A 22,750-nucleotide genomic window follows, 5' to 3' on the forward strand; every position below is an offset into this window, starting at 1 on the left:
ATACCTGTCCTTCAAAGCTCGTACGATTCGGATTCGCCCTTGAGCGCCTGTTCGATCAGCTTGCGGTTCAGCGTCGGCGACAGCAGCTCCACGAGCGTATACACATAGCTGCGCAGGTAGGCACCTTGCTTGAGCGCGACGCGCGTCACGTTGCTGCCGAACAGGTGGCCGACCGGAATCAGCCGCAGGTTGCGGTCGCGCTCCGGGTTGAACGCGATGTCGGCCATGATCCCGACGCCGAGACCGAGCTCGACGTAGGTCTTGATCACATCGGCGTCGATCGCCTCCAGCACGATGTCCGGCGACAGCCCGCGCAGCGCGAACGCGTGGTTGATCTTCTTGCGGCCGGCGAACGCGTCGTCGTATGTGATCAGCGGGTATTGCGCGAGATCGTCCAGCGTGACCGGCTTGCGTTCGAGCAGCGGGTGGTCGGCCGGCACCACGGCCGCGTGATGCCACTGGAAGCAGGGCAGCGACACGAGTTCCTTGTAGTCGGCGATCGCCTCGGTCGCGATCGCGAGATCGGCCTGGTCGTGGATCACCATCTCGGCGACCTGCGTCGGGCTGCCTTGCAGGATCGACAGGTGCACCTTCGGGAAGCGCTTCTTGAATTCGGCGATCGCGGCCGGCAGCGAATAGCGGGCCTGCGTGTGGGTGGCGGCGATCGTCAGGTTGCCCTGATCCTGCGCCGCATAGTCTTTTCCGACCCTTTTCAGGCTTTCAACTTCCTGCAGGATCCGCTCGACCGACGCGAGGATGATCCTGCCCGGCTCGGTGAGCGAGCGCACGCGCTTGCCGTGCCGCGTGAAGATCTCCACGCCGAGCTCGTCCTCGAGCTCGATGATCGCCTTCGACACCCCCGGTTGCGACGTGTAGAGCGCCTTGGCGGCCTCGGTGAGGTTGAAATTCTGCCGGACGGCCTCGCGCACGAAGCGAAATTGGTGCAGGTTCATTTATAACCCTTCCGCATATCAACAGAATTTTTTAGTCGTTTGAAATATAAGGCGAGTTTATTACGATTCACCGGAGTTTTTCAAATATGGATATCTGTTTTCGTCATTAGCAATCCAGCCGGGCCGCGGAAGGCCGGCGGTGGCGGCGGAACGGAGATTCGGGCGCGACGTGGCTAGGACGTCGCGCGGTCACCACGAAAACCCTGGGGTCCCCGAATGTATCAGTACGACCAGTACGACCAGACGATCGTCGACGAGCGAGTCGCGCAGTACCGCGATCAGGTGCGCCGCCGCCTGTCGGGCGAGTTGAGCGAAGACGAGTTCCGTCCGCTGCGCCTGCAGAATGGCCTGTACATGCAGCGCCACGCGTACATGCACCGCATCGCGATTCCGTACGGCAACCTGCGCAGCGAGCAGCTCCGCATGCTGGCGCGCATCGCCCGCGAACACGACCGCGGCTACGGCCACTTCTCGACGCGCTCGAACATCCAGTTCAACTGGGTCCAGCTCGAGGAAACGCCCGAGATCCTCGCGAAGCTCGCGTCGGTGCAGATGCACGCGATCCAGACGTCGGGCAACTGCATCCGCAACATCACGGCCGACCAGTTCGCCGGCGTCGCTCAGGACGAGGAGATCGATCCGCGTCCGTGGTCGGAAATCCTGCGCCAGTGGTCGACGTTCCATCCCGAATTCGCATGGCTGCCGCGCAAGTTCAAGATCGCGGTGTCCGGCTCGAAGCACGACCGCGCGGCCGTGCAGATCCACGACCTCGGCGTGTACCTGAAGAAGAACGCGCAGGGCGAAGTGGTCGCGAGCATCCTCGCGGGCGGCGGTCTCGGCCGCACGCCGATCGTCGGCGCGGTGATCAAGGAAGACCTGCCGTGGCAGCACCTGCTGACCTACTGCGAAGCCGTGCTGCGCGTGTACAACCGCTACGGTCGCCGTGACAACCTGTACAAGGCGCGTATCAAGATCCTCGTGAAGGCGCTGTCGCCCGCGAAGTTCGCGCAGCAGGTCGAGGAAGAGTGGCAGCACCTGAAGGACGGCCCGTCGACGCTCACGCAGGCGGAAGTCGACCGCGTGTCGCAGTACTTCTTGCCGCCCGTCTACGAAAAGCTCGCCGACACCGACGCGTCGTTCGAACAGCACCTGCTCGAGAACAAGGCGTTTGCGCGCTGGGTCGAGCGCAACGTCGCGCCGCACAAGGTGCCGGGCTATGCCGCCGTCACGCTGTCGCTGAAGGATCACCGCGTGGCCCCGGGCGACGCGACCGACGCGCAGATGGACCTGGTGGCCGACTGGGCCGACGCGTACTCGCTCGGCGAACTGCGCGTGTCGCACGAGCAGAACCTGATTCTCGCGAACGTGAAGAAGCGCGACCTGTTCGCGGTGTGGGAAAAGGCGAAGGCGGCCGGTTTCGCGACGCCGAACGTCGGCCTGCTGACCGACATCATCGCGTGCCCGGGCGGCGACTTCTGCTCGCTCGCGAACGCGAAGTCGATCCCGATCGCGCTGGCGATCCAGCAGCGTTTCGACGATCTGGACTACGTGTACGACCTCGGCGACCTGTCGCTGAACATTTCCGGTTGCATGAACTCGTGCGGTCATCATCACGTGGGCAACATCGGCATCCTCGGCGTCGACAAGGACGGCGCCGAGTGGTACCAGGTGTCGCTCGGCGGCGAGCAGGGCACGGGCCGCAACGGCGCGCGCCTCGGCCGCGTGATCGGGCCGTCGTTCTCCGCGGAGGAAGTGCCAGACGTGATCGCGAAGCTGATCGACACGTTCGTCGAGGCGCGCATCGACGGCGAGCGCTTCATCGACACGTACGACCGCATCGGCATCGCACCGTTCAAGGAGCGCGTGTATGCGGCGCGCCAGGCAGTGAACGCGTAACCAACCGGGTAGAAGGAATTTGCAGATGGCTTCGATTATCAAGAACCGCGCAGTGATCGACGACGCATGGCAGGTCGTGCGCGCGGCGGAAGACGGTGCGCTGCCCGCGGTCGACGCGTTGCCGGCCGGCAAGGTGCTGGTGCCGTTCGCCCTGTGGCAGGCCGAGCGCGCGGCGCTCGTCGCCGCGAAGACGAAGGACGAACTCGGCGTGTGGCTCGCGCCGGACAGCGAGCCGGCCGATCTCGTGGCCGACTTCGGTGCGATCTCGCTGATCGCCGTCGATTTCCCGCGCTTCGCGGACGGCCGCGGCTACAGCATCGCGCGCCTGCTGCGCGAGCGCCACGGCTGGACCGGCGAGCTGCGCGCGATCGGCGACGTGCTGCGCGACCAGCTGCTGTACATGTCGCGTTGCGGCTTCGACGCGTTCGCGGTGCGTGCCGACAAGGACATCCGCGACGCGCTGAACGCGTTCGGCGAATTCACGCAGCGTTACCAGGGCGCGTTCGACGAGCCGGCGCCGCTGTTCCGCCGCCGCGATGCCGCGGCCGACGCCAAGGTGAGCGCATGAGCACCGCGACCGCACTGACGCCGGAACTCGCCGCGAAGGTCGAGCGCCTCGACGCGCTGCTCGCGCAGATCGGCGCGCGCCACGAGAAGGTGAAGTTCGCGAGCAGCCTCGCCGCGGAAGACATGCTGCTCACGCACGCGATCCTGTCGAAGGGCGTGTCGATCGGCATCTTCTCGCTGAACACCGGCCGCCTGCACGCGGAAACGCTGGGCATGATCGACCGCGTGCGCGAGCGCTACGGCTACGAGATCGAGCAGTTTCACCCGCGCCAGGACGCGGTCGACCAGTACGTCGCCGAGCACGGCCTGAACGCGTTCTACGAAAGCGTCGAGCTGCGCAAGTCGTGCTGCCACATCCGCAAGGTCGAGCCGCTGAACCGCGCGCTGGCCGACGTCGGCGCGTGGGTCACGGGCCAGCGCCGCGAGCAGTCGGTCACGCGTGCGGAACTGCACGAGGAAGAACAGGACGAAGCGCGCGGGATCGCGAAGTACAACCCGCTCGCAGACTGGACGGAAGCGGACGTGTGGGCGTACCTGAAGGCGTTCGACGTGCCGGTCAACCCGCTGCATGCGCGCGGCTACCCGAGCATCGGCTGCGAGCCGTGTACGCGCGCGATCCGCCCCGGCGAGGACAGCCGGGCGGGCCGCTGGTGGTGGGAGTCGCGCGACACGAAGGAATGCGGGCTGCACATCACGATCACGCCGATTCCCGCGAACGCCGAAGCCGGCGCCGCGCACTGAAAGCCGACAAGAAACCGAATATTGCGCCGCCCGCGACAGCGGGCGGCACGAACCCAGAAGAGAAGGACTGAAATCATGAGCACGACGCTCGAGCAATCCGCCTTTGCCCCGCCCACCGGCGCCGACGACCGCATGGGCCACCTCGACTGGCTCGAAGCCGAGTCGATCCACATCCTGCGCGAACTCGTTGCCGAATGCAGCAAGCCGGCGCTGTTGTTCTCGGGCGGCAAGGACTCGGTCGTCGTGCTGCACCTCGCGCTGAAGGCGTTCGGCCTTGGCGCGAACCGCAAGACGACGCTGCCGTTCCCGCTCGTGCACATCGATACGGGCCACAACTACGAGGAAGTGATCGACTTCCGCGACCGCCGTGCGCAAGAGCTCGGCGCCGAACTGGTGGTCGGCCACGTCGAGGATTCGATCAAGCGCGGCACGGTCGTGCTGCGCCGCGAAACCGATTCGCGCAACGCCGCGCAGGCCGTCACGCTGCTCGAGACGATCGAACAGCACGGCTATACGGCGCTGATCGGCGGCGCGCGCCGCGACGAAGAGAAGGCGCGCGCGAAGGAGCGGATCTTCTCGTTCCGCGACGAATTCGGCCAGTGGGATCCGAAGGCGCAGCGCCCGGAACTGTGGAGCCTGTTCAACGCGCGCCTGCACAAGGGCGAGCACCTGCGCGTGTTCCCGATCTCGAACTGGACCGAGCTCGACGTGTGGCAATACATCGCGCGCGAGAATCTCGAACTGCCGTCGATCTACTACGCGCACCAGCGCGAGATCGTGCGCCGCAACGGTCTGCTCGTGCCGGTCACGCCGCTCACGCCGATGCGTGACGGCGAGACGAGCGAACTCGCGCAGGTGCGCTTCCGCACGGTCGGCGACATCAGCTGCACGTGCCCGGTCGAGAGCGACGCGGACGACGTCGAGAAGATCATCGCCGAGACGGCGGTGACCGAGATCACCGAACGCGGCGCGACCCGGATGGACGATCAGGCATCCGAAGCCGCGATGGAACAGCGCAAGAAGCAAGGTTATTTCTGAAGCACACGAGGACATTCACATCATGAGCATCATCGAGAACACCGAAGACCTCGGCGTGTTGCGCTTCATCACCGCGGGCAGCGTCGACGACGGCAAGAGCACGCTGATCGGCCGCCTGCTGTACGACAGCAAGGCCGTGCTGTCCGACCAGCTGTCCGCGCTGTCGCGCGCGAAGAACAAGCGCACGGTCGGCGACGAGATCGACCTCGCGCTGCTGACGGACGGGCTCGAAGCCGAGCGCGAGCAGGGCATCACGATCGACGTTGCATACCGCTACTTCGCGACCGCGAAGCGCAAGTTCATCATCGCCGACACGCCGGGCCACGAGCAGTACACGCGCAACATGGTGACGGGCGCATCGACCGCGCATGCGGCGATCATCCTGGTCGACGCGACGCGCGTGACGGTCGAGAACGGCGTTGCGGAACTGCTGCCGCAAACGAAGCGCCACAGCGCGATCGTGAAGCTGCTCGCGCTGCAGCATGTGATCGTCGCGATCAACAAGATGGACCTCGTCGACTACAGCGAAGCGCGCTTCAACGAGATCCGCGATGCGTACGTCGCGCTCGCGAAGCAGCTCGGCCTGAAGGACGTGCGTTTCGTGCCGGTGTCGGCGCTGAAGGGCGACAACATCGTCGGCGCGAGCGAGCGCATGCCGTGGTACGCGGGCGAGCCGCTGCTCGACGTGCTCGAATCGCTGCCGGTCGAGACGCAGGCGCATGACGCGCTGCGCTTCCCGGTGCAGTGGGTCGCACGTCAGGACGGCAGCTCGGCCGACGATTTCCGCGGCTACATGGGCCGGATCGAATCGGGCGAGGTGAAGATCGGCGACGAGATCGTCGTGCTCCCGTCGAATCGCACCGCGACGATCGCCGAGATCGTCGCGCCGGTGCCGGGCGGCACCGCGTCGGTTGCGCACGCATTCGCGGGCCAGACGGTGACGATTCGCCTCGAACAGGACGTCGACGTGTCGCGCGGCGACATGTTCGTCACGACCGCCGAGACGGTCGCGCCGGCGAAGAAGCTCGAGGCGGACCTGTGCTGGTTCGACGAGACGCCGCTGTCGCCGCAGCGCAAATACCTGCTGAAGCAGACCACGAGCACGGTGTTCGCGAAGATCGGTGCGGTCAAGGAAGTGCTCGACGTGCATACGCTGTCGCACGCGACCGACCGCCAGGAACTGAAGATGAACGACATCGGCCGCGTGGCGCTGACGCTGCAGAAGCCGATCGTCTGCGACACGTACGACGCGCATCCGGGCACGGGCGCGTTCGTGCTGATCGACGAGGCGACGCATCATACGGTCGCCGCCGGCATGATCCGGGCGTTCTCGGCGTAACCGGCGTTTAGCGCCGCCCGTGCGGGCGGCGCGCGCCGGTCGCCGTTCACGGGCAGGACAAGCGAAGCGACAAACATGGGCAAGGTGTATCTGATCGGAGCAGGGCCGGGCGCGGCGGACCTCATCACGGTGCGTGGCGCGCGGCTGCTCGAGCAAGCCGACGTCGTGCTGCACGACGCGCTCGTCGAGCCGGCGATGCTCGACTATGCGCCGAACGCGCGGAAAATCGCGGTCGGCAAGCGCTGCGGGCAGCGTTCGACCGCGCAGCACTTCATCAACAAGCAGATCGTCGACGCGGCGCGCGAGCATGCGTGCGTCGTGCGCCTGAAGGGCGGCGATCCGATGCTGTTCGGGCGCGCCGAAGAGGAAATGCGCGCGCTCGAGGCGGCCGGCATCGATTACGAGGTCGTGCCGGGCATCACCGCGGCGCTGGCCGGCGCGGCGACGCTGAAGCGCTCGCTGACGTTGCGCGGCGTGTCGCGCAGCGTCGCGTTCGCGACGCACAGCCGCGCACCGGGCAGCGACGAGATTCGCGAGGCCGCGCGCGCCGATTCGATCGTCTACTACATGGGCCGCGACAGCGCGCCGGGCATCGCCCGCGAACTGATCGACGCGGGACGTGCGCCCGCGACGCCGGTCGCGATCGTCGAGGCGTGCAGCACCGCGCGCGAACGTACGCTGACGCTCACGCTTGCGCAGATGGCGGCGGGCGACGCACAGGCGTGGCTCGACCCGGCGGAGCCGAGCCTGCTGATGATCGGCGATGCGTTCGCCGAACGCGTGCGGCGCGTGAAAGAGGGCGATGCGCTGCAGGACGCCGCCTGAGTCGAGCGCGTGGTTCGCAGGCATAAAAAAAGCGCTGGCTTCCGAAGCCAGCGCTTTTTTGTTTGGGCTCGCCGATTCGCTTACGCGTCGCGGTCGGCCTGGTCGATGCAGTAGCGTGCGATCGCATCGAGCACGCCGTCGTCTTCACCGACGGCCGTCGCGCAGCGGATCTCGATGCCCGGATGCACGGCGCGGCACGCGTCGACGAGCTGCGGCAGGTCGCGGCGCACATGGCCGCCCTGGCCAAAGAACACGGGCACCACGGTGATGCGTGTGCAGCCGGCCGCGACCTGCGCGGCAACGGCCGTATCGAGCGACGGCGTCATCAGTTCGAGAAACGCGAGCGACACGTGCGGGGCAGGGGAGCCGGCCGCGCGCAGCCGTGCGGCGAGCCGCTCGAACGGCTCGGCCCAGCGCGGATCGCGTGCGCCGTGGCCGAACAGGACGATGCCGTGCGAACTCATGTCGAAGCCTCCGTCGTGACGGCGCTCAGTGCCGGTCGACCCACTTGAGCGCGAACAGGCCGAGCGCGAGATAGATCAGGCCCGGTGTCGCCGCGGTCAGCGGCGCGGGCCACGTGTTCAGCGTACCGATGTGCGAGAACAGCGTGTTGAGCAGCTGGAAGCTCATGCCGAGCATGATGCCGCCGAACACCTTCACGCCGACCACGCCGGCACGCGTATGCAGGTACGCGAACGGCAGCGACAGCACGAGCATCACGAACACCGCGAACGGGTAGAGCAGCTTGCGCCACAGCGCGATGTCGTAGCGCTGCGTGTCCTGCTGGTTTTCGCGCAAGTGCTGGATGTAGCGGAACAGGTTGATGAGCGACATCCGTTCCGGCGACACGAGCAGCACCGACAGGATCTGCGGCGTCAGGTCCGAGCGCAGCCGGTATTCGGGCAGCGTCACCTGCTGCGACCGGTACACGGGGTTCAGCGCGTCGGCCGGTTCGCCGCTGATCGGCTTGATCGGCGTCAGTTCGGTTTCCGTCACGCCCGTGAGCAGCCAGTGGCCGGGCGGTTCGTAGCGGCCCGTCTGCGCGATCCGCACGTTCTGCAGCTGGAATTTCGAGTCGAATTCGTAGATGCGCACGTTGCTGATCGTCGAATCGGGCGACAGGCTGCCGACGTTGACGAAGCGCGTGACTTGCTCGCCGTTCTCGCGGGCCGCGAGCGTGTCCTTCACCCACACGCCCGACTGGAAGTTCGACGACACCGACGCGCCGAGCGCCTGCAGCCGCACGCGTTCGGACAGCTGGTCGGCGTACGGGCCGACGAATTCGCCGATCAGGTAGGTGATGATCACGAGCGGAATGCCGATCTTCAGCAGCGAGCGCAGCGCCTGGTTGGTCGCGAGGCCCGACACGCGGAAGATCGTGAATTCCGAGTTCGCGGCCATTTGCGCGAACACGTAGATCGCGCTGATCAGCGCGGCGACCGGGATGATCTCGTAGAAGCGCGACGGGGTCTGCAGCGCGACGCGCAGCACCGCGTAGCCGAACTTGTAGTTGCCGTGCCCGACCGAGTTCAGTTCGCTGATCAGGTCGAAGAAGAAGAACAGGCCCGAGAACGCGAACAGGATGAAGATGAACGTGACGTAGATCTGCCGCGCGAAGTATTTTTCATAGAGCCGCATCGATCATGCTCCCGAGCGGCCGAACAGCGCGCGTGTAAACAGCGGACGATTGCGCACGCGCAACCAGAAGATGAACGCGACGATCGCCGCGACCACCAGGTGCAGGCCGACGAGACCGACGCCGAACGACATCTTGCCCTGTTCGATCTGCGCCTGCACGACGTTCAGCAGGTTCGAATACGTGAGGTAGATCAGCACGGCCATCACGAGGTTGATCGTGCGGCTGCGGCGCGGGTTCTGGTACGACAGCGGAATGCCGAGCACCATCAGGTTGATGGCGATCAGCGGCAGCCCCGCGCGCCACGCGAATTCCGCGAGGTTGTCGCGCGTCGGGTTGCGCAGCAGGTCGGGTGTCGGCGTGCTGTTGGTGGTCTGCACGTTGGTGACCGGCGTGCTCGTGATCTTCACGCCGTAGCGCTGGAACTCCATGATCTTGAAGTTCGGCTGGCCGGGCGTGCCGTCGTAGCGGCGGCCGTCCTCCAGCACGACGAAGCGATCGCCGTCCTTCGTTTCCGTGTGGCCCGTGTGCGAGACCACGACGTTGACCTTGCCGTTCTCGGTCGACGTGACGAACACGTTCTGCACCTTGCTCTGGTCCGGCGACATCTTCTCGATGAAGAACACGCGATGGTTCGACGCCGATTCGCGGAACTGGCCGGGCGCGAGCAGCGAGATTTCGTCGCGCTGCTGGAAGCGCGCCTTGATCATCTTGCTCTGCTGGTTAGACCACGGCCAGCCGACGAACGCGAAGAACGCGATCAGCAGGACGATCGGCGTGGCGAACACGCCGATCGGCTTGATCAGGCGCGTGAGGCTCACGCCCGACGCGAGCCAGACGACCATTTCGGAGTCCCGGTACCACCGGGTCAGCACGAACAGGATCGACACGAACAGCGTGACGACGAGCATCACGGCGAGATAGCCGATCACGGTCAGGCCGATCAGCACGAGCACGTCGCGCGGATCGATTTCGCCGGACGCGGCATAGCCGACGATGCGGATCATCATCGTCGTGAGCATGATCGTGAGCAGCACCATGAACACGGCGCCAGCCGTATACGCAAGCTCGCGCTGGAGGGAGCGTTCGAAGATCATTCTTGATGAGAAGAGGGCGGGAGGCTGCGCACGCGTGGTGGAGCGCTCGCGCCGCCACGGGAAAAATAGCGGATAATTGCGGCTTTCATCCTTAGCCCAGATTTTATCCGAGGACAAGCGCGATGGACTTTAGCATAAAAGGCTGTGATTGGAGCAAAGGCGAGGCCAAGGGGTTCCTGACCGGGAAGTCCGACTGCATCGTGCTCGGCATCTTCGAGGCGCAGACTCTCTCGGGCGCGGCGCTCGACATCGACACGGCCACCAAGGGGCTGATCTCACGCGTGGTGAAGGCCGGCGACATGGACGGCAAGCGCGGCAAGACGCTGTTCCTGCACGAGGTTTCGGGCATCGGTGCATCGCGCGTGCTGCTCGTCGGCCTCGGCAAGCAGGATGCTTTCAATCAGAAAGCCTACAACGACGCGGCGACGGCCGCATGGCGCGCGCTGCTGGCGACCAAGGTCGTCCAGGTCACGTTCTCGCTCGCTCAGCTGCCGGTCGACGAGCGCGGCTCCGACTGGGGCGTGCGTGCGGCGATTCTCGCGCTGCGCAACGAGACCTACCGCTTCACGCAGATGAAGAGCAAGCCGGAACCGGCGTCGCATACGCTCAAGCGCGTCGTGTTCAGCGTCGATCCGGCCGATGAAAAGGCGGCGAAGCTGGCGGCCAAGCAGGCCGTCGCGCTGGCGAACGGGATGGACCTCACGCGCGACCTGGGCAACCTGCCCGGCAACGTGTGCACGCCGACCTATCTCGGCAACACCGCGAAGAAGATCGCGAAGGATTGGGGTCTGAAGGTCGAGGTGCTCGGCCTGAAGCAGATCCAGGCGCTCAAGATGGGCTCGTTCCTGTCGGTGGCGCGCGCGTCGGTCGAGCCGCCGCAGTTCATCGTGCTGCATTACCAGGGCGCCGCCGCGAAGGCCGCGCCGGTCGTGCTGGTCGGCAAGGGCATCACGTTCGACACGGGCGGCATCTCGCTGAAGCCGGGCGAGGGCATGGACGAGATGAAGTACGACATGTGCGGCGCGGGCTCGGTGCTCGGCACGATGCGTGCGGTCGCCGAAATGGGCCTGAAGATCAACGTCGTCGCGATCGTGCCGACCTGCGAGAACATGCCGGGCGGCAACGCGACGAAGCCGGGCGACATCGTCACCAGCATGAAGGGGCTGACGATCGAGGTGCTCAACACCGACGCCGAGGGCCGCCTGATCCTGTGCGACGCGCTCACTTATGCGGAACGCTTCAAGCCGGCCGCCGTGATCGACGTGGCGACGCTGACGGGCGCTTGCGTGATCGCGCTCGGCGGCCACAACAGCGGCCTGTTCTCGAAGGACGATGCGCTCGCGGGCGAGCTGCTCGACGCCTCGCGCGAAGCGAACGATCCGGCGTGGCGCATGCCGCTCGACGACGAATACCAGGAACAGCTGAAGTCGAATTTCGCGGACATCGCGAACATCGGCGGACGTCCGGCCGGCGCCGTGACGGCGGCGTGCTTCCTGTCGCGCTTCACCGACAGCTATCCGTGGGCGCACCTGGACATCGCCGGCACGGCGTGGAAGGGCGGCGCGGCGAAGGGCGCGACCGGCCGTCCGGTGCCGCTGCTCGCGCAGTTCCTGATCGACCGCGCCGGCCAGTGATGGCGGGTCTCACGACGATGCGGGTGCGCGGGCAATGACGCGAATCGATTTCCATTCGAACGTCGGCGATTCGCTCGCGTACGCATGCCGGCTGCTGCGCAAGGCCTACCTGGCCGGGCAGCCGGTCGTCGTGCTCGCGGAACCCGCGCGCCTGCGCGCGCTCGACGAGCGGCTCTGGACGTTCTCGCCGCTCGATTTCATTCCGCATTGCGGCGTCGACAGCGCGCACGCGGCCGGCACGCCGATCGTGCTGACCGCTGATCTCGACCAGGCGCCGCATCACCACGTGCTGCTGAACCTCGGCGCGGCCGTGCCCGCGCAGTTCGCCCGCTTCGAGCGCCTGCTCGAGGTGGTCGGCAATGCGCCGGACGAGCTGGCCGCGGGCCGCGACCGCTATCGCTTCTACCGCGATCGCGGATACGCGCTGAACAACTACAAGCAAGGCAGCTAGCCGAAACCGTCGACGGAGCGTCCCCGTGACACAAGCCGAATCCTCTTCGATCCCGACGCTGACCGACGTGCTGGTGCCGGGCAAGCCGATGCCGGCGCGTTCGTCCGCGACCGATGCGCCGCCGCGCGACGATGCCGCCGTGCCGGAACACGCGGGAATCGACCCCGAATTCGTGGTGATCGAGCCGGTGCCGACGCCGGATGTCCCGGCCGTCGAACTGCCGGGCGACAGCGATGCACCGGCGCAACCCGGTGCCGCCGGGCACGTCGTCGCCGAGGAGTCGGCTGCGGCACAGGCGCCGTTGCGCTCCGCGCTGGCCGACGACGAAGGCCAGCAGGCCGGTGTCGCCGCGATGCCGCGCGACGCTGGCGAAGCGATGCCGTCTCACGCGGCCGCACCGACTGTCGACGAACCGGCCACCGATCATCTGGCTCGCGCAGTGCACCCGGAGTCGCATGCGGCTGCCGCGCTGACGCCGGAGGACGCGCAACATATCGCCGAGCGTCTGCGTAATCGGCTGACGAATTATCTGACCGGAGAAGGGCGCGAGGCCATCGAGGCACGCTGCCGCGACGCGCTGCACGACCATACGGCCTGGCTGGTCGGCCAGATCACGCGCGAAGTGGCGCTGGCGCTCGAAACCGAAGTGATGGAATGGGTTCGCGACGCGGTCGACGAAGAGATCGCTCGGCGCCGGACCGGACGTTCAGACTGAGCGTCCGGCGCGTTTCGTGCGCGGGTGCCGCGGGCGCGGCTCCTGTCGCAACGAGAAGCATGGCGCGGTGCCGGGCGTAAAGCGCGGCGCACGTGCGCGCGCCCGGTCATCCGGTTCAGCGCAGCGACAGCACCCATTGCGCGAGCGTGTGCGCTTCGCCGCTCGTCAGCTGCGTATTGGCGGGCATCGGCACGCCGCCCCACACCCCGACGCTGCCCTTCACGATCGATTGCGCGAGGTAATCGACGGCGTCGGCACGTGCGGTGTACTTGCCGGCGATGTCGTGGAACGACGGGCCCATCAGCGGCTTGCCGACCGCATGGCAGGCCATGCAGTTCTTGCGCTGCGCGAGCACGAGTCCGTCGCCGGCCTGGTCGGCGTGTGCCGCCGCCGCGCTGCCGGTCAGCAGCGCCACGAGCAGCGCACGCGATATCGTCTGTTTCATGCGGTTCTCCGCCGGCGGGAACGGCCGGCTTCACGGTCCGCGCATTATAAAAGCAAAGGGAAAGCGCGTTTTGCGCGTTTCACCCGCGGCCGTCCGCAATGGGGTCGCATGACCTGCGTGCCGCATTAGCCGGTGACGGCACCCTTGTTCGCCGGGCGCGCGAGGGCCGCGTACTTGGCGAGCACGCCGCGCGTGTAGCGCGGCGCCGGCTGCTTCCACGCAGCGCGCCGGCGCGCGAGCTCGGCGTCGTCGACGTTCAGCTGCAGCACCAGCCGGTGCGCATCGATCGTGATCGAGTCGCCTTCCTGCACGAGCGCGATCGTGCCGCCGACGAAGGCCTCGGGCGCGACGTGCCCGACCACCATCCCCCAGGTGCCGCCCGAGAAGCGGCCGTCGGTGATGAAGCCGACCGATTCGCCGAGCCCCTTGCCGATGATCGCCGACGTCGGCGCGAGCATTTCCGGCATGCCGGGGCCGCCTTGCGGGCCGAGATAGCGCAGCACCAGCACGTCGCCCGCGCGGATCCGGTCGCCGAGGATCGCGTCCATCGCGCTTTGCTCGTCGTCGAACACGCGCGCCGGGCCCGTGATCACCCGGTTCTTCAGGCCGGTGATCTTCGCGACCGCGCCGTCTTCCGCGAGGTTGCCCTTCAGGATCGCGAGATGCCCTTCCTTGTACAGCGCGCGATCGATCGGGAAGATCACCTTCTGGTCCGCGCGCGGCACGCCCGGCACATCCTTCAGCTCCTCGGCGATCGTGCGGCCGGTGATCGTGATGCAGTCGCCGTGCAGCAGCCCAGCATCGAGCAGGATCCGCAGCACCTGCGGGATGCCGCCGGCCTGGTGCAGGTCGGTCGCGACGTACTGGCCGGACGGCTTCAGGTCGCAGATCACCGGCACGCGCTTGCGGATGCGTTCGAAGTCGTCGATCGTCCAGTCGACCTCGGCCGCGTGCGCGATCGCGAGATAGTGCAGCACCGCGTTGGTCGAGCCGCCGGTCGCCATGATCAGCGACACCGCGTTCTCGATCGACGCCTTCGTGATGATGTCGCGCGGCTTCAGGTCGCGTTTCACGGCCTCGACCAGCACGCGCGCCGATTCGGCGGCCGAGTCGACCTTCTCCTGATCGGGGTTCGCCATCGTCGACGAGTACATCAGCGACATGCCGAGCGCCTCGAACGACGAGCTCATCGTGTTCGCGGTGTACATCCCGCCGCACGACCCCGACGTCGGGCACGCGTTCTGCTCAACCCCTTCGAAATCTTCCTGCGACATCCGGCCCGCGGTGAACTCGCCGACCGCCTCGAACGACGACACGATCGTCAGGTCGCGGCCCTTCCAGTGGCCGGGGCGGATCGTGCCGCCGTACACGTAGATGCCCGGCACGTTCAGGCGCGCGAGCGCGATCATCCCGCCGGGCATGTTCTTGTCGCAGCCGCCGACCACCACCACGCCGTCCATCCACTGGCCCTGCACGCAGGTCTCGATGCAGTCGGCGATCACTTCGCGCGACACGAGCGAGTACTTCATGCCCTCGGTGCCCATCGACATGCCGTCCGAGATCGTCGGCGTGCCGAAGATCTGCGGGTTCGCATCGGCCGCCTTCACCGCCGCGACGGCCGCGTCCGACAGCCGCTGCAGGCCCGAGTTGCACGGCGTGATCGTCGAGTGGCCGTTCGCGATGCCGATCATCGGCTTGTCGAAATCGTCCTTCCGGTAGCCGAGGGCGTAATACATCGAGCGGTTCGGCGAACGGGCCACGCCTTGCGTGATGTGCTTCGAGCGACGGTTGTACGGCATGGGGGACTCCATCGTTGTATTGGCGACGCCCGCGAACGGCGCGCCGGTTCGGATCAATCAAGAATGGAGTTTCCGGTTTGGGATGTCCAATATATTATTTGTCGCTTATTAAGTCGTTTTGCGAATGAGTGAAATATGGCTGACCCGACGCCCGATCTGCGCCAGTGGCGCTATTTCGTGACCGTTGCCGACGAGCGCCATTTCGGCCGTGCGGCCGAGCGCCTGTCGATGACGCAGCCGCCGCTGTCGCAAGCGATTCGGGCGCTGGAGGACGCGCTCGGCGTCGCGCTGTTCGCGCGTACCAAGCGCTCGGTCGCGCTGACGGCGGTCGGTGCGGCGCTGCTGCCCGACGTCCGCCGGCTGCTCGCGTCGGCCGACGCGCTGCCGCCGCTCGCGCGGCGTCTCGCGCGCGGCGAAGCCGGCTCGCTGTCGCTCGCGTTCGTGTCGACCGCCGATTACGGGCTGTTGCCGTCGCTGCTGCGCGCGTTCGGCGCACGCTATCCGCAGGTGCGGCTGCAACTCGCGGAGGCGACGAGCGACGTGCAGATCGACGAACTCGTCGCGGGCCGCATCGACGCGGGGCTCGTGATTCCGCCGGTGCCGCCGCGCCACGCGGCCGGGCTGTCGTACCTGCCGGTCGTGCGCGAGCCGCTGGTGGTCGCGATGCCGGCGGCCGCGGCGTCCGGCGTGCCCGAAGACGAACCCGTGCATCTGGCCGAGCTGGCCGCGCTGCCGCTCGTCATCTTCCCGCGTCGTTTGGCGCCCGGCTTTTATGACATCATTACGGGCTGCTACGGCGCGGCGGGGGAAACCCCGCGCATCGGCCAGGAGGCGATCCAGATGCAGACGATCGTCAGCCTCGTGTCGGCCGGCATGGGCGTCGCACTGGTGCCGCAGTCGTTGCGTAACCTGCGGCGCACCGGCGTGGTCTACCGGCCGCTCGCCGGCGACGCGCCGGTCGTCGAGACGGGCCTCGTGTGGCGCACGGGCGATGTCAGCCCCGTGCTCGCCGGCTTCATCGACGTCGTGCGCGCGCACGGTCTCGCCGCATGATGCGAACGATGGCGCGCCGGCGCCGTCCAATGCGCGGTGCGGCGCCGGTGGGCGCGCCGTACCGCATTCGAAAACTTCATCGCTAACCCATGATCATTCACCCGAATTTCGACCCCGTAGCGATCCATCTCGGGCCGCTGGCCGTGCGCTGGTACGGCCTCATGTATCTCGTCGGCTTCATCGCGGCGATCGTCGTCGGCCGGATCCGTCTGAAGCTGCCGCACGTCGCGGCGCAGGGCTGGACCGCCAAGGACATCGACGACATGATGTTCTACGGCGTGCTCGGCACCGTGCTCGGCGGCCGGCTCGGCTACGTGCTGTTCTACAAGGCCGACTTCTACTTCTCGCATCCGCTCGACGTGTTCAAGGTGTGGGAAGGCGGGATGTCGTTCCACGGCGGCTTTCTCGGCGTGACGCTCGCGATGGCGCTGTTCGCGTGGCAGCGCAAGCGCCACTGGCTGCAGGTCACCGACTTCGTCGCGCCGATGGTGCCGACGGGGCTCGCGGCCGGGCGGCTCGGCAACTTCATCAACGGCGAGCTGTGGGGCCGCGTGACCGATCCGAACGCGCCGTGGGCGATGTTGTTCCCGGGCGCGATGCGCGACGACGCGGCATGGCTGCCGAAGCATCCGGCGCTCGTCGAGCAGTGGCACCTTGCCGACGTGTTCATGCAGTACCAGATGCTGCCGCGCCATCCTTCGCAGCTCTACGAAATCGCGCTCGAAGGCATTGCGCTGTTCTTCGTGCTGTTCTTCTTCTCGCGCAAGCCGCGGCCGATGGGCGCGATATCGGCGCTGTTCCTGATCGGCTACGGGCTCGCGCGCTTCACGGTCGAATTCGCGCGCGAACCGGACGACTTCCTCGGCCTGCTCGCCCTCGGGCTGTCGATGGGGCAGTGGCTGTCGTTGCCGATGATTCTCGCGGGCATCGCGCTGCTGGTGTGGGCGTATCGTCGCCGCGCGGCGAGCGTGGCGGCGTGATGTTGCATGCGTCATGCGGTTGCGTCATGCGCGAGCTGTGTGACGCATGACGCGTGATGCGATGCGGATGCGTACGATCGGCGTGCGCATCGATCGCAGGATCCCGAACGAAAAACGCCGGCCCGAAGGCCGGCGTTTTCACATCTGCCGCGCGTTGCGCGACGTGCGTTACTTCATCTGCACGGAGCCGTTGACCGTGACCGACACGGTCGCCTTGCCGCCTTCGACCGCGATCGGCGCGCTCATCTTCGCACTGTCCATCGGTGCCGCGGCCATCGCCATCATGCGCGGGTACGGCTGCACGTTGCGGCTGCCGCCGACGTTCACGTCGCGGATCGAGTAGCTGTTGTAGCCGAAGGCCTTCGCGGCTTCGTCCGCGCGCGCGCGGAACGACTTGATCGCTTCGGTCGTGAGCTTCTGCTCGGCCGCGCGTTGCGCTTCGGGCGACAGCGAGAACTCGACGTTCGCGATCTGCATCTGGTTCGACAACTGGCCCGCGAGCTTCGACGCCGCCGCGAAATCGCGCGATTCGAGCACGACTTCCGTACGGCCGCGCCATGCGGAGATCTTGCCGTCGCGATCGGTGCTCGGATACACGGAGAACGCGCCGGTGTGCGCGGTGACGCCCGATACGCCCTTCGCCTGCGCGAGCGCCGCGTCGGCGCGCTGGTTGAGCGCGGACGTCAGGCTGCCCGGGTCCTTCGCCTGCTGTTCGTAGAACAGCGTGATGTGGATGATGTCTTGCGGCACGTCGGCGCTGGCCTGCGACGACAGCGACAGCACGCCCGCCGGTTCCGGAAAGTGCGAGTTCGCGGTTTGCGCGTGCGCGGCCGGCGATGCGAGCGTCAGCGCGACGGGCACGGCGGCGGCGAGGGCGAGCGACAGCGCGAGTGCGGATTTCTTGGTCATTGTTGGACTCCTTGTGCGAGGGCGCGCATGCGGATCACGCGTGCGCGACGCGGGCGTACCGCGCGACGAAAAAACGGCCGTCGACCCGATCGGGCGACAGCGGTTGCTTAGGCTGCACGAACGCGCCGCGAGTTCCGTGGTGGCGGCGCGTATTGACCGGATTTGACCTTTGGCGTGTGTCTGTTGCTTGGACTGACGCGTGCGCCGACTGTGTGCGCCTACTTCATCAGCTTTTCGGTGATGAAGCGCCACTCGGCGCGCGTGACGGGCGTGATCGACAGCCGGTTGCCGCGCGCGAGCACGCGCATGTCGGCGAGTTCGTCATGCTCGCGCAGCGCGGCGAGCGGCACGAGCGGCGACTTCTTCACGAAGCGCACGTCGACGAGCAGCCAGCGCGGCGATTCCTGCGTCGACTTCGGATCGTAATACGGGCTTTTCGGATCGAACTGGGTGGGGTCGGGGTAGGGCGTCGACGAGACTTCGGCGAGGCCCGCGATGCCCGGCTCAGGGCAGCTCGAGTGATAGAACAGCACGCCGTCGCCGATCTTCATCGTGTCGCGCATGAAATTGCGCGCCTGATAATTGCGCACACCGGTCCACGGCAGCGAGTGCTGCGGCGCGTGCGCGAGATCGTCAATGCTTGCTTCGTCCGGTTCGGACTTCATGAGCCAGTATTGCATGGATCGTAATCGACGCAGAAAGGGCATGAAGGTCTGTTTGCATGCGCGCTTCGCATGCAAACAGACCCTGAAAAAGGAAACGGCATCGGGGACCCCGATGCCGTTGGATAGGCCCCCGCCTTGGCCGCTAGGCCGGCATCCTGAACCTGAGGTTCAGAATTGGTCGCAGTTAGCAGCACTTCGGGTACATCAGACAGAGTGACGCGCGCGCCCGTGCTACAAATTTCCGCAACCGTGCACATGGCATTGGTTCAAGGAATATATGACCTTGGCGAACCAGGCAGGGAAGCTGACTGAACTGTGTTTCGTTGCGCCAATTTGACCACCGTTGATCGCCGAGATCAAGGGGAATCGACGCATCGATCAAACGTTACTGCGTCTCGTGCTGTGCGAGCACCGCGCCGAGCTGTTCGTTCATCTGGTGCATTGTACGACGGATTTCTTCCGCCGGAAATGCTTCACCGTGACGCACGCTCGTTTGCAGTCGCAGCAATTCGGATGCGAGCGACAGGGCCGCCATCACCGCGATACGGTCGGTGCCGCGCACCGAACTGTTCGCGCGGATCTTCGACATTTCGGCGTCGACGCGTGCGACGGCCTCGAGCAGCGCCGCTTCGGTCTCGGCCGAACAGGCGAGCCGATAGGGCTGACCGAGAATCGAGACTTCGATCTGCTTGGTGCTCATGCATGTTCTCCGTGGCTGGCCGCGTCATCGCCATCCGTGCGCGCCTGCGCATCCAGCAGGTCGAGCTGGTTGTCGGTTTGCTCCGCGCTCTTCGTACGCGGCAGTTTTTCGAGAATTGCGTTCAGTTTGACCTGGGCGTCATCGATCTTTGCCGACAGCGTGTCGCGCTCGGCCGCGAGCGCATTGCGTTCGTCGCGCAGATGCGCGAGTTCCGCGCGGACCGTGTCCGCTTCCGCGCGCATTTGCGCGACTTGCTCCTCGAGCGCGAGCCGTTCCGAGTGATAGCGCTTGTTCAGCGAGATCAGACGGCCAATATTTTGAGATAAGGTTTCGAGTTCGTTGAGCATTTGCTGCGTCCTCTAAAGACCCAGCATTTTAGCGCGGAATAACGCGCATTCCGACATCTGTAACGTTTCCAGTCGTAACACCCCGGCTTCTTGCCGCGAATACGCGGCTGCAGCGCGTTCGCCGCGCGCTCCCGGCATACGTTCGGCCGCTTTCTTGACGCTCGCGCGACCCGCTCCTAAACTGGCGCCGCCTCGGTGCTCGCGCGTGCGTCGCGCGGTTAAACGGGAAGCAGGGCGCGCGCTCCGCATGGAGATCGCCAACCTGCGCTGCCCCCGCAACGGTAAGCGGCCGCGTCGGACGACGCAGGCCGGCTCGGGCGCGTTTCGCGTGCAGGTCGCACGCGGGCGCGGGCCACTGCGCGTGATTCGCGCGGGAAGGCGAGCCGGTACGCCGCCAGCCCGGATACCGGCCCAGGCGAGGAGCCTGCACGGCTTCATGACGCGCGACCTGCGGGGAAGCGGGGCGCGCAGTGCTTCACGGGACTTGTCTTCGATGCTGACCCCAATCGTCCGCACGGCCTTCGGCGCACGCCGCGGCGTGCCGCATCCCGCCGTCGTGCGCATCGCGGCGGCGGCTGGTTCGCCCGGATCGACGACGCAGGTCGTTGCGGCGCCGGGACCCGTCGCGCCGCGCGCCGATGCACCGCTGCCGCCGGAAGTCGCGGTCGCCGCGCCGATCATGCCTGACGGCGACGCAACCGCGATGCCGATCGACCTGATGCGGCGGCTTCCACTATATTGCGCAGAATGTCGGCCGCACGCAGGTGCGGCTCGATGGGTCGTGGTCGTGTCACGCCGGTGCGACCGACGTTCGGCCTGCCGATCGCTTGCGGGATGCGATCGGCGAATCGCGGGAATCGGGGTGCCGTTCGTGGCGCGCGCTATTGTGCGCCATCGGCCGCGCATCGCTGGCTTTGCCGCACACGGGCACGGCATTCGCACCGTGCGCGCGACGACATCACCGGGTCGCGGTTCGCCCGTGCATGCATCAACAACCTGTTCGACGAGGATGACGAGCTTGCGTATACCTGCCACACGCCGGAGCGCGACGCCGGTGCCGCGCCCGGCCGGCCACGACGGTCAGCGGAAGCGTCATGCGTCGTGCGCGACGCCGTACCGCGCATGAGCGCCGCGCGTGCCGCCGCGATCTGGGCCGCGCTCGCGGCCGTGGTCGCGTTGCTGTTCGTCGCATCGCTGTCGATCGGCAGCGTGCCGATGTCGCCGTGGCAGGCGCTCGCGTCGCTCGTGCCGCACGGCGGCGACGCATTGTTCGCCGACATCGTGCGCACGCTGCGGCTGCCGCGTGCGCTCGCGGGGTTCGCGTGCGGCGCGTTGCTTGCGCTGGCCGGCGCACTGCTGCAGGTGCTGTTGCGCAATCCGCTCGCGGAGCCGTATGTGCTCGGCGTGTCCGGCGGCGCGGCCGGCTTCGCGCTCGTCGCGATGATCGCGGGCGGCGCGTGGTGGCTCGTCGATGCATCCGCATTCGCCGGCGCGCTCGTATCGGTCGCGCTCGTGCTCGGCCTTGCTCGCCGCGAGCTGTGGCGCGGCGACTCGCGCGACGCGTCGCCGCGGCTGCTCCTCACGGGTGTCGTGATCGCGGCCGGGTGGGGCGCGCTCGTCACGCTGCTGCTGTCGCTCGCACCCGATGCGCGACTGCGCGGCATCATCTTCTGGCTGACGGGCGACCTGAACGGCGTGACGGCGCCGTGGTTCGCATGGGGGGCGCTGCTGGTGGCCGCATGCGTCGCGCTGCCGGCCGCGCCGCAGCTCAACGTGCTGCTGCGCGGCGACGCGACCGCACTCGCGCTCGGCGTGCCGGTCGCGCGCGTTCGCGTGCGGATCTACCTCGTCGCGTCGCTGGCCGCCGCGGCCGCGGTGACGACGGCCGGCACGATCGGTTTCGTTGGCCTCGTCGTGCCGCACGCGCTGCGGCTCGCATTCGGCAACGACCAGCGCATGCTGCTGCCGGCCGCGATGCTCGCGGGCGGCGGCGGCGTGATGGCCGCCGACCTGCTCGCGCGCACCGCGATCGCGCCCGCGCAATTGCCGGTCGGCGTGATGACCGCGTTGATCGGCGTGCCGGTGTTCCTGTGGATGTTGCTGAGGAGACCGATGCGATGACGCACGCCGCACCGCGCACTGCCGGCGAAATGACCTATGCGGCGATCGATCTCACGCTGACGGCCGGCGAACGGACGCTGCTCGACGGCTTCACGCAGGCGTTCCGTCCCGGCGAGATCTGGTGCATCGCGGGGCCGAACGGCGCGGGCAAGACGACACTGCTCGCGACGCTCGCGGGCCTGCAGCGACCGGCCCGCGGCCACGTCGAGATCGACGGCCGGCCGCTCGCCGCATGGCCGCCCGAACAGCTCGCCCGGCGTCGCGCACTGATGCCGCAGCAATTGCACGACGCGTTCAGCGCGACGGTATTCGACACGGTGCTGCTCAACCGCTTTCCGTATCTCGGCGGCTGGGGCTGGGAGCGCGACGGCGACCGCGCGGCCGCGCGCGACGCGCTCGCGACGTTCGGGCTGACCGCACTCGCGTCGCGCGACGTGCTGTCGCTGTCGGGCGGCGAGCGACAGCGCGTCGCGCTGGCCGCGACGCTGTGCCAGGACGCGCCGCTGATGCTGCTCGACGAACCGCTCGCCCACCTTGACCTGCATCACCAGATCGATGGCCTGACCGCGCTGAGCGCATGGCTCGATGCGGGCCCGCGCACGGTGCTGTTCTCGTGCCACGACCTGAATCTCGCGCGGCGTTACGCGACGCATGCGCTGTTGCTCGACGGCCGCGGCCATGCGTGGGCGGGCCCCGTGCACGACGTGCTGACGCCGGCGCGTGCGAGCGACGCGTTCGGCTATCCGCTCGTGCTGATCCGCGAGAACGGCCGCGACGCGCTGCTGCCCGCATGGCCCGAGCGACGATGAACTTCCTTCTTTCGATGCGCGGCACCGGCC

Annotated in this window: 24 protein-coding genes, 1 other RNA gene and 1 riboswitch; of the genes, 14 read left to right on the forward strand and 11 right to left on the reverse strand. The window is 67.3% G+C overall.

Annotated features, from left to right (window positions below):
* Nucleotides 1–11: 11 nt before the first annotated feature.
* The gene (locus WS46_RS26085; RefSeq protein ID WP_009689198.1) at nt 12–953 is read right to left on the reverse strand and encodes a CysB family HTH-type transcriptional regulator; all 942 of its coding nucleotides are present in this window, start codon (nt 951–953) and stop codon (nt 12–14) included.
* Between the two features lie 216 nt (nt 954–1,169).
* On the opposite strand from WS46_RS26085, the gene WS46_RS26090 reads away from it, so the two are divergent.
* The 6 genes from WS46_RS26090 to cobA all read left to right on the forward strand — a co-directional run bounded on the left by WS46_RS26090 (nt 1,170) and on the right by cobA (nt 7,359).
* Entirely contained in the window at nt 1,170–2,849 is a 1,680-nt protein-coding gene (locus WS46_RS26090; RefSeq protein WP_059527662.1) for a nitrite/sulfite reductase, read from the forward strand.
* Between the two features lie 25 nt (nt 2,850–2,874).
* Entirely contained in the window at nt 2,875–3,417 is a 543-nt protein-coding gene (locus tag WS46_RS26095) for a DUF934 domain-containing protein (RefSeq protein ID WP_059527659.1), read from the forward strand.
* Entirely contained in the window at nt 3,414–4,157 is a 744-nt protein-coding gene (locus WS46_RS26100; RefSeq protein WP_059692230.1) for a phosphoadenylyl-sulfate reductase, read from the forward strand. The genes WS46_RS26095 and WS46_RS26100 overlap by 4 nt, the downstream gene beginning before the upstream one ends.
* Before the next feature lie 75 nt (nt 4,158–4,232).
* Nucleotides 4,233–5,195 carry a sulfate adenylyltransferase subunit CysD gene (cysD, locus tag WS46_RS26105; RefSeq protein ID WP_059527653.1) on the forward strand — a complete coding sequence of 321 codons (963 nt, stop codon included), beginning with the start codon at nt 4,233–4,235 and terminating at the stop codon, nt 5,193–5,195.
* A 22-nt stretch (nt 5,196–5,217) separates the two neighbouring features.
* Nucleotides 5,218–6,534, forward strand: coding sequence for a sulfate adenylyltransferase subunit 1 (locus WS46_RS26110; protein WP_059692231.1), 1,317 nt, complete (start codon nt 5,218–5,220; stop codon nt 6,532–6,534).
* Between the two features lie 75 nt (nt 6,535–6,609).
* Nucleotides 6,610–7,359 carry a uroporphyrinogen-III C-methyltransferase gene (cobA, locus tag WS46_RS26115; RefSeq protein WP_059527647.1) on the forward strand — a complete coding sequence of 250 codons (750 nt, stop codon included), beginning with the start codon at nt 6,610–6,612 and terminating at the stop codon, nt 7,357–7,359.
* Between the two features lie 80 nt (nt 7,360–7,439).
* Here the strand turns inward: cobA and WS46_RS26120 are convergent, their stop codons facing one another.
* Genes WS46_RS26120 through lptF form a run of 3 tightly spaced genes read right to left on the reverse strand, consistent with a single transcriptional unit; the run spans nt 7,440 to nt 10,092 of the window.
* On the reverse strand, nt 7,440–7,823 hold the full coding sequence (locus tag WS46_RS26120; protein ID WP_059692232.1) for a sirohydrochlorin chelatase: 384 nt from the start codon (nt 7,821–7,823) through the stop codon (nt 7,440–7,442).
* A 25-nt stretch (nt 7,824–7,848) separates the two neighbouring features.
* The gene (lptG, locus tag WS46_RS26125) at nt 7,849–8,997 is read right to left on the reverse strand and encodes an LPS export ABC transporter permease LptG (RefSeq protein WP_059527640.1); all 1,149 of its coding nucleotides are present in this window, start codon (nt 8,995–8,997) and stop codon (nt 7,849–7,851) included.
* Between the two features lie 3 nt (nt 8,998–9,000).
* A complete protein-coding gene (gene lptF / locus WS46_RS26130; RefSeq protein WP_059527638.1) occupies nt 9,001–10,092 on the reverse strand; it encodes an LPS export ABC transporter permease LptF in 1,092 nt (363 codons plus the stop codon).
* Nucleotides 10,093–10,214: 122 nt separating this feature from the next.
* On the opposite strand from lptF, the gene WS46_RS26135 reads away from it, so the two are divergent.
* The 3 genes from WS46_RS26135 to WS46_RS26145 are packed head-to-tail and all read left to right on the forward strand — an operon-like array spanning nt 10,215 to nt 12,892.
* Nucleotides 10,215–11,726: a leucyl aminopeptidase gene (locus WS46_RS26135; protein WP_059527635.1), complete on the forward strand. Its 1,512-nt coding sequence runs from the start codon at nt 10,215–10,217 to the stop codon at nt 11,724–11,726.
* A 34-nt stretch (nt 11,727–11,760) separates the two neighbouring features.
* Nucleotides 11,761–12,177, forward strand: a complete 417-nt coding sequence (locus WS46_RS26140; protein WP_059527631.1) for a DNA polymerase III subunit chi — start codon at nt 11,761–11,763, stop codon at nt 12,175–12,177.
* 25 nt (nt 12,178–12,202) lie between these two features.
* Entirely contained in the window at nt 12,203–12,892 is a 690-nt protein-coding gene (locus WS46_RS26145) for a DUF2486 family protein (RefSeq protein ID WP_059692233.1), read from the forward strand.
* A gap of 115 nt (nt 12,893–13,007) precedes the next feature.
* Here the strand turns inward: WS46_RS26145 and WS46_RS26150 are convergent, their stop codons facing one another.
* Both WS46_RS26150 and ilvD read right to left on the reverse strand, forming a co-directional pair.
* Nucleotides 13,008–13,337 carry a c-type cytochrome gene (locus WS46_RS26150; RefSeq protein WP_059692234.1) on the reverse strand — a complete coding sequence of 110 codons (330 nt, stop codon included), beginning with the start codon at nt 13,335–13,337 and terminating at the stop codon, nt 13,008–13,010.
* 125 nt (nt 13,338–13,462) lie between these two features.
* Nucleotides 13,463–15,136: a dihydroxy-acid dehydratase gene (ilvD, locus tag WS46_RS26155; RefSeq protein ID WP_059692235.1), complete on the reverse strand. Its 1,674-nt coding sequence runs from the start codon at nt 15,134–15,136 to the stop codon at nt 13,463–13,465.
* Nucleotides 15,137–15,271: 135 nt separating this feature from the next.
* Here ilvD and WS46_RS26160 point away from each other — a divergent pair, with 135 nt between their 5' ends.
* Nucleotides 15,272–16,189 (forward strand): LysR substrate-binding domain-containing protein, encoded by a 918-nt coding sequence (locus tag WS46_RS26160; RefSeq protein WP_059692236.1) that lies wholly within the window; start codon nt 15,272–15,274, stop codon nt 16,187–16,189.
* Between the two features lie 89 nt (nt 16,190–16,278).
* Entirely contained in the window at nt 16,279–17,169 is an 891-nt protein-coding gene (gene lgt / locus WS46_RS26165) for a prolipoprotein diacylglyceryl transferase (protein WP_059527617.1), read from the forward strand.
* 168 nt (nt 17,170–17,337) lie between these two features.
* Here the strand turns inward: lgt and WS46_RS26170 are convergent, their stop codons facing one another.
* From WS46_RS26170 to WS46_RS26190, 5 genes are all read right to left on the reverse strand, one after another.
* A complete protein-coding gene (locus WS46_RS26170; RefSeq protein WP_059692237.1) occupies nt 17,338–18,078 on the reverse strand; it encodes an SIMPL domain-containing protein in 741 nt (246 codons plus the stop codon).
* A 218-nt stretch (nt 18,079–18,296) separates the two neighbouring features.
* Nucleotides 18,297–18,758 (reverse strand): EVE domain-containing protein, encoded by a 462-nt coding sequence (locus WS46_RS26175; RefSeq protein ID WP_059527611.1) that lies wholly within the window; start codon nt 18,756–18,758, stop codon nt 18,297–18,299.
* Between the two features lie 108 nt (nt 18,759–18,866).
* Nucleotides 18,867–19,048, reverse strand: a non-coding RNA gene (ssrS, locus tag WS46_RS26180) — 6S RNA.
* An 80-nt stretch (nt 19,049–19,128) separates the two neighbouring features.
* Nucleotides 19,129–19,443, reverse strand: a complete 315-nt coding sequence (locus tag WS46_RS26185; RefSeq protein ID WP_011885730.1) for a cell division protein ZapA — start codon at nt 19,441–19,443, stop codon at nt 19,129–19,131.
* Nucleotides 19,440–19,790, reverse strand: coding sequence for a hypothetical protein (locus WS46_RS26190; protein ID WP_059692238.1), 351 nt, complete (start codon nt 19,788–19,790; stop codon nt 19,440–19,442). Before WS46_RS26190 ends, WS46_RS26185 begins: the two co-directional genes overlap by 4 nt.
* 176 nt (nt 19,791–19,966) lie before the next feature.
* Nucleotides 19,967–20,220: riboswitch (cobalamin riboswitch) on the forward strand.
* A gap of 6 nt (nt 20,221–20,226) precedes the next feature.
* Between WS46_RS26190 and WS46_RS35635 the strand changes: the two genes are divergently transcribed.
* The 3 genes from WS46_RS35635 to WS46_RS26200 are packed head-to-tail and all read left to right on the forward strand — an operon-like array spanning nt 20,227 to nt 22,720.
* Nucleotides 20,227–20,916: a hypothetical protein gene (locus tag WS46_RS35635; protein WP_156443188.1), complete on the forward strand. Its 690-nt coding sequence runs from the start codon at nt 20,227–20,229 to the stop codon at nt 20,914–20,916.
* Nucleotides 20,913–21,911 carry an iron ABC transporter permease gene (locus tag WS46_RS26195; RefSeq protein ID WP_059528307.1) on the forward strand — a complete coding sequence of 333 codons (999 nt, stop codon included), beginning with the start codon at nt 20,913–20,915 and terminating at the stop codon, nt 21,909–21,911. The genes WS46_RS35635 and WS46_RS26195 overlap by 4 nt, the downstream gene beginning before the upstream one ends.
* Nucleotides 21,908–22,720 carry an ABC transporter ATP-binding protein gene (locus WS46_RS26200; RefSeq protein WP_059692239.1) on the forward strand — a complete coding sequence of 271 codons (813 nt, stop codon included), beginning with the start codon at nt 21,908–21,910 and terminating at the stop codon, nt 22,718–22,720. The genes WS46_RS26195 and WS46_RS26200 overlap by 4 nt, the downstream gene beginning before the upstream one ends.
* Nucleotides 22,721–22,750 lie beyond the last annotated feature (30 nt).

This window comes from Burkholderia sp. RF4-BP95 (assembly GCF_001521985.1).
GTDB lineage: Bacteria > Pseudomonadota > Gammaproteobacteria > Burkholderiales > Burkholderiaceae > Burkholderia > Burkholderia diffusa.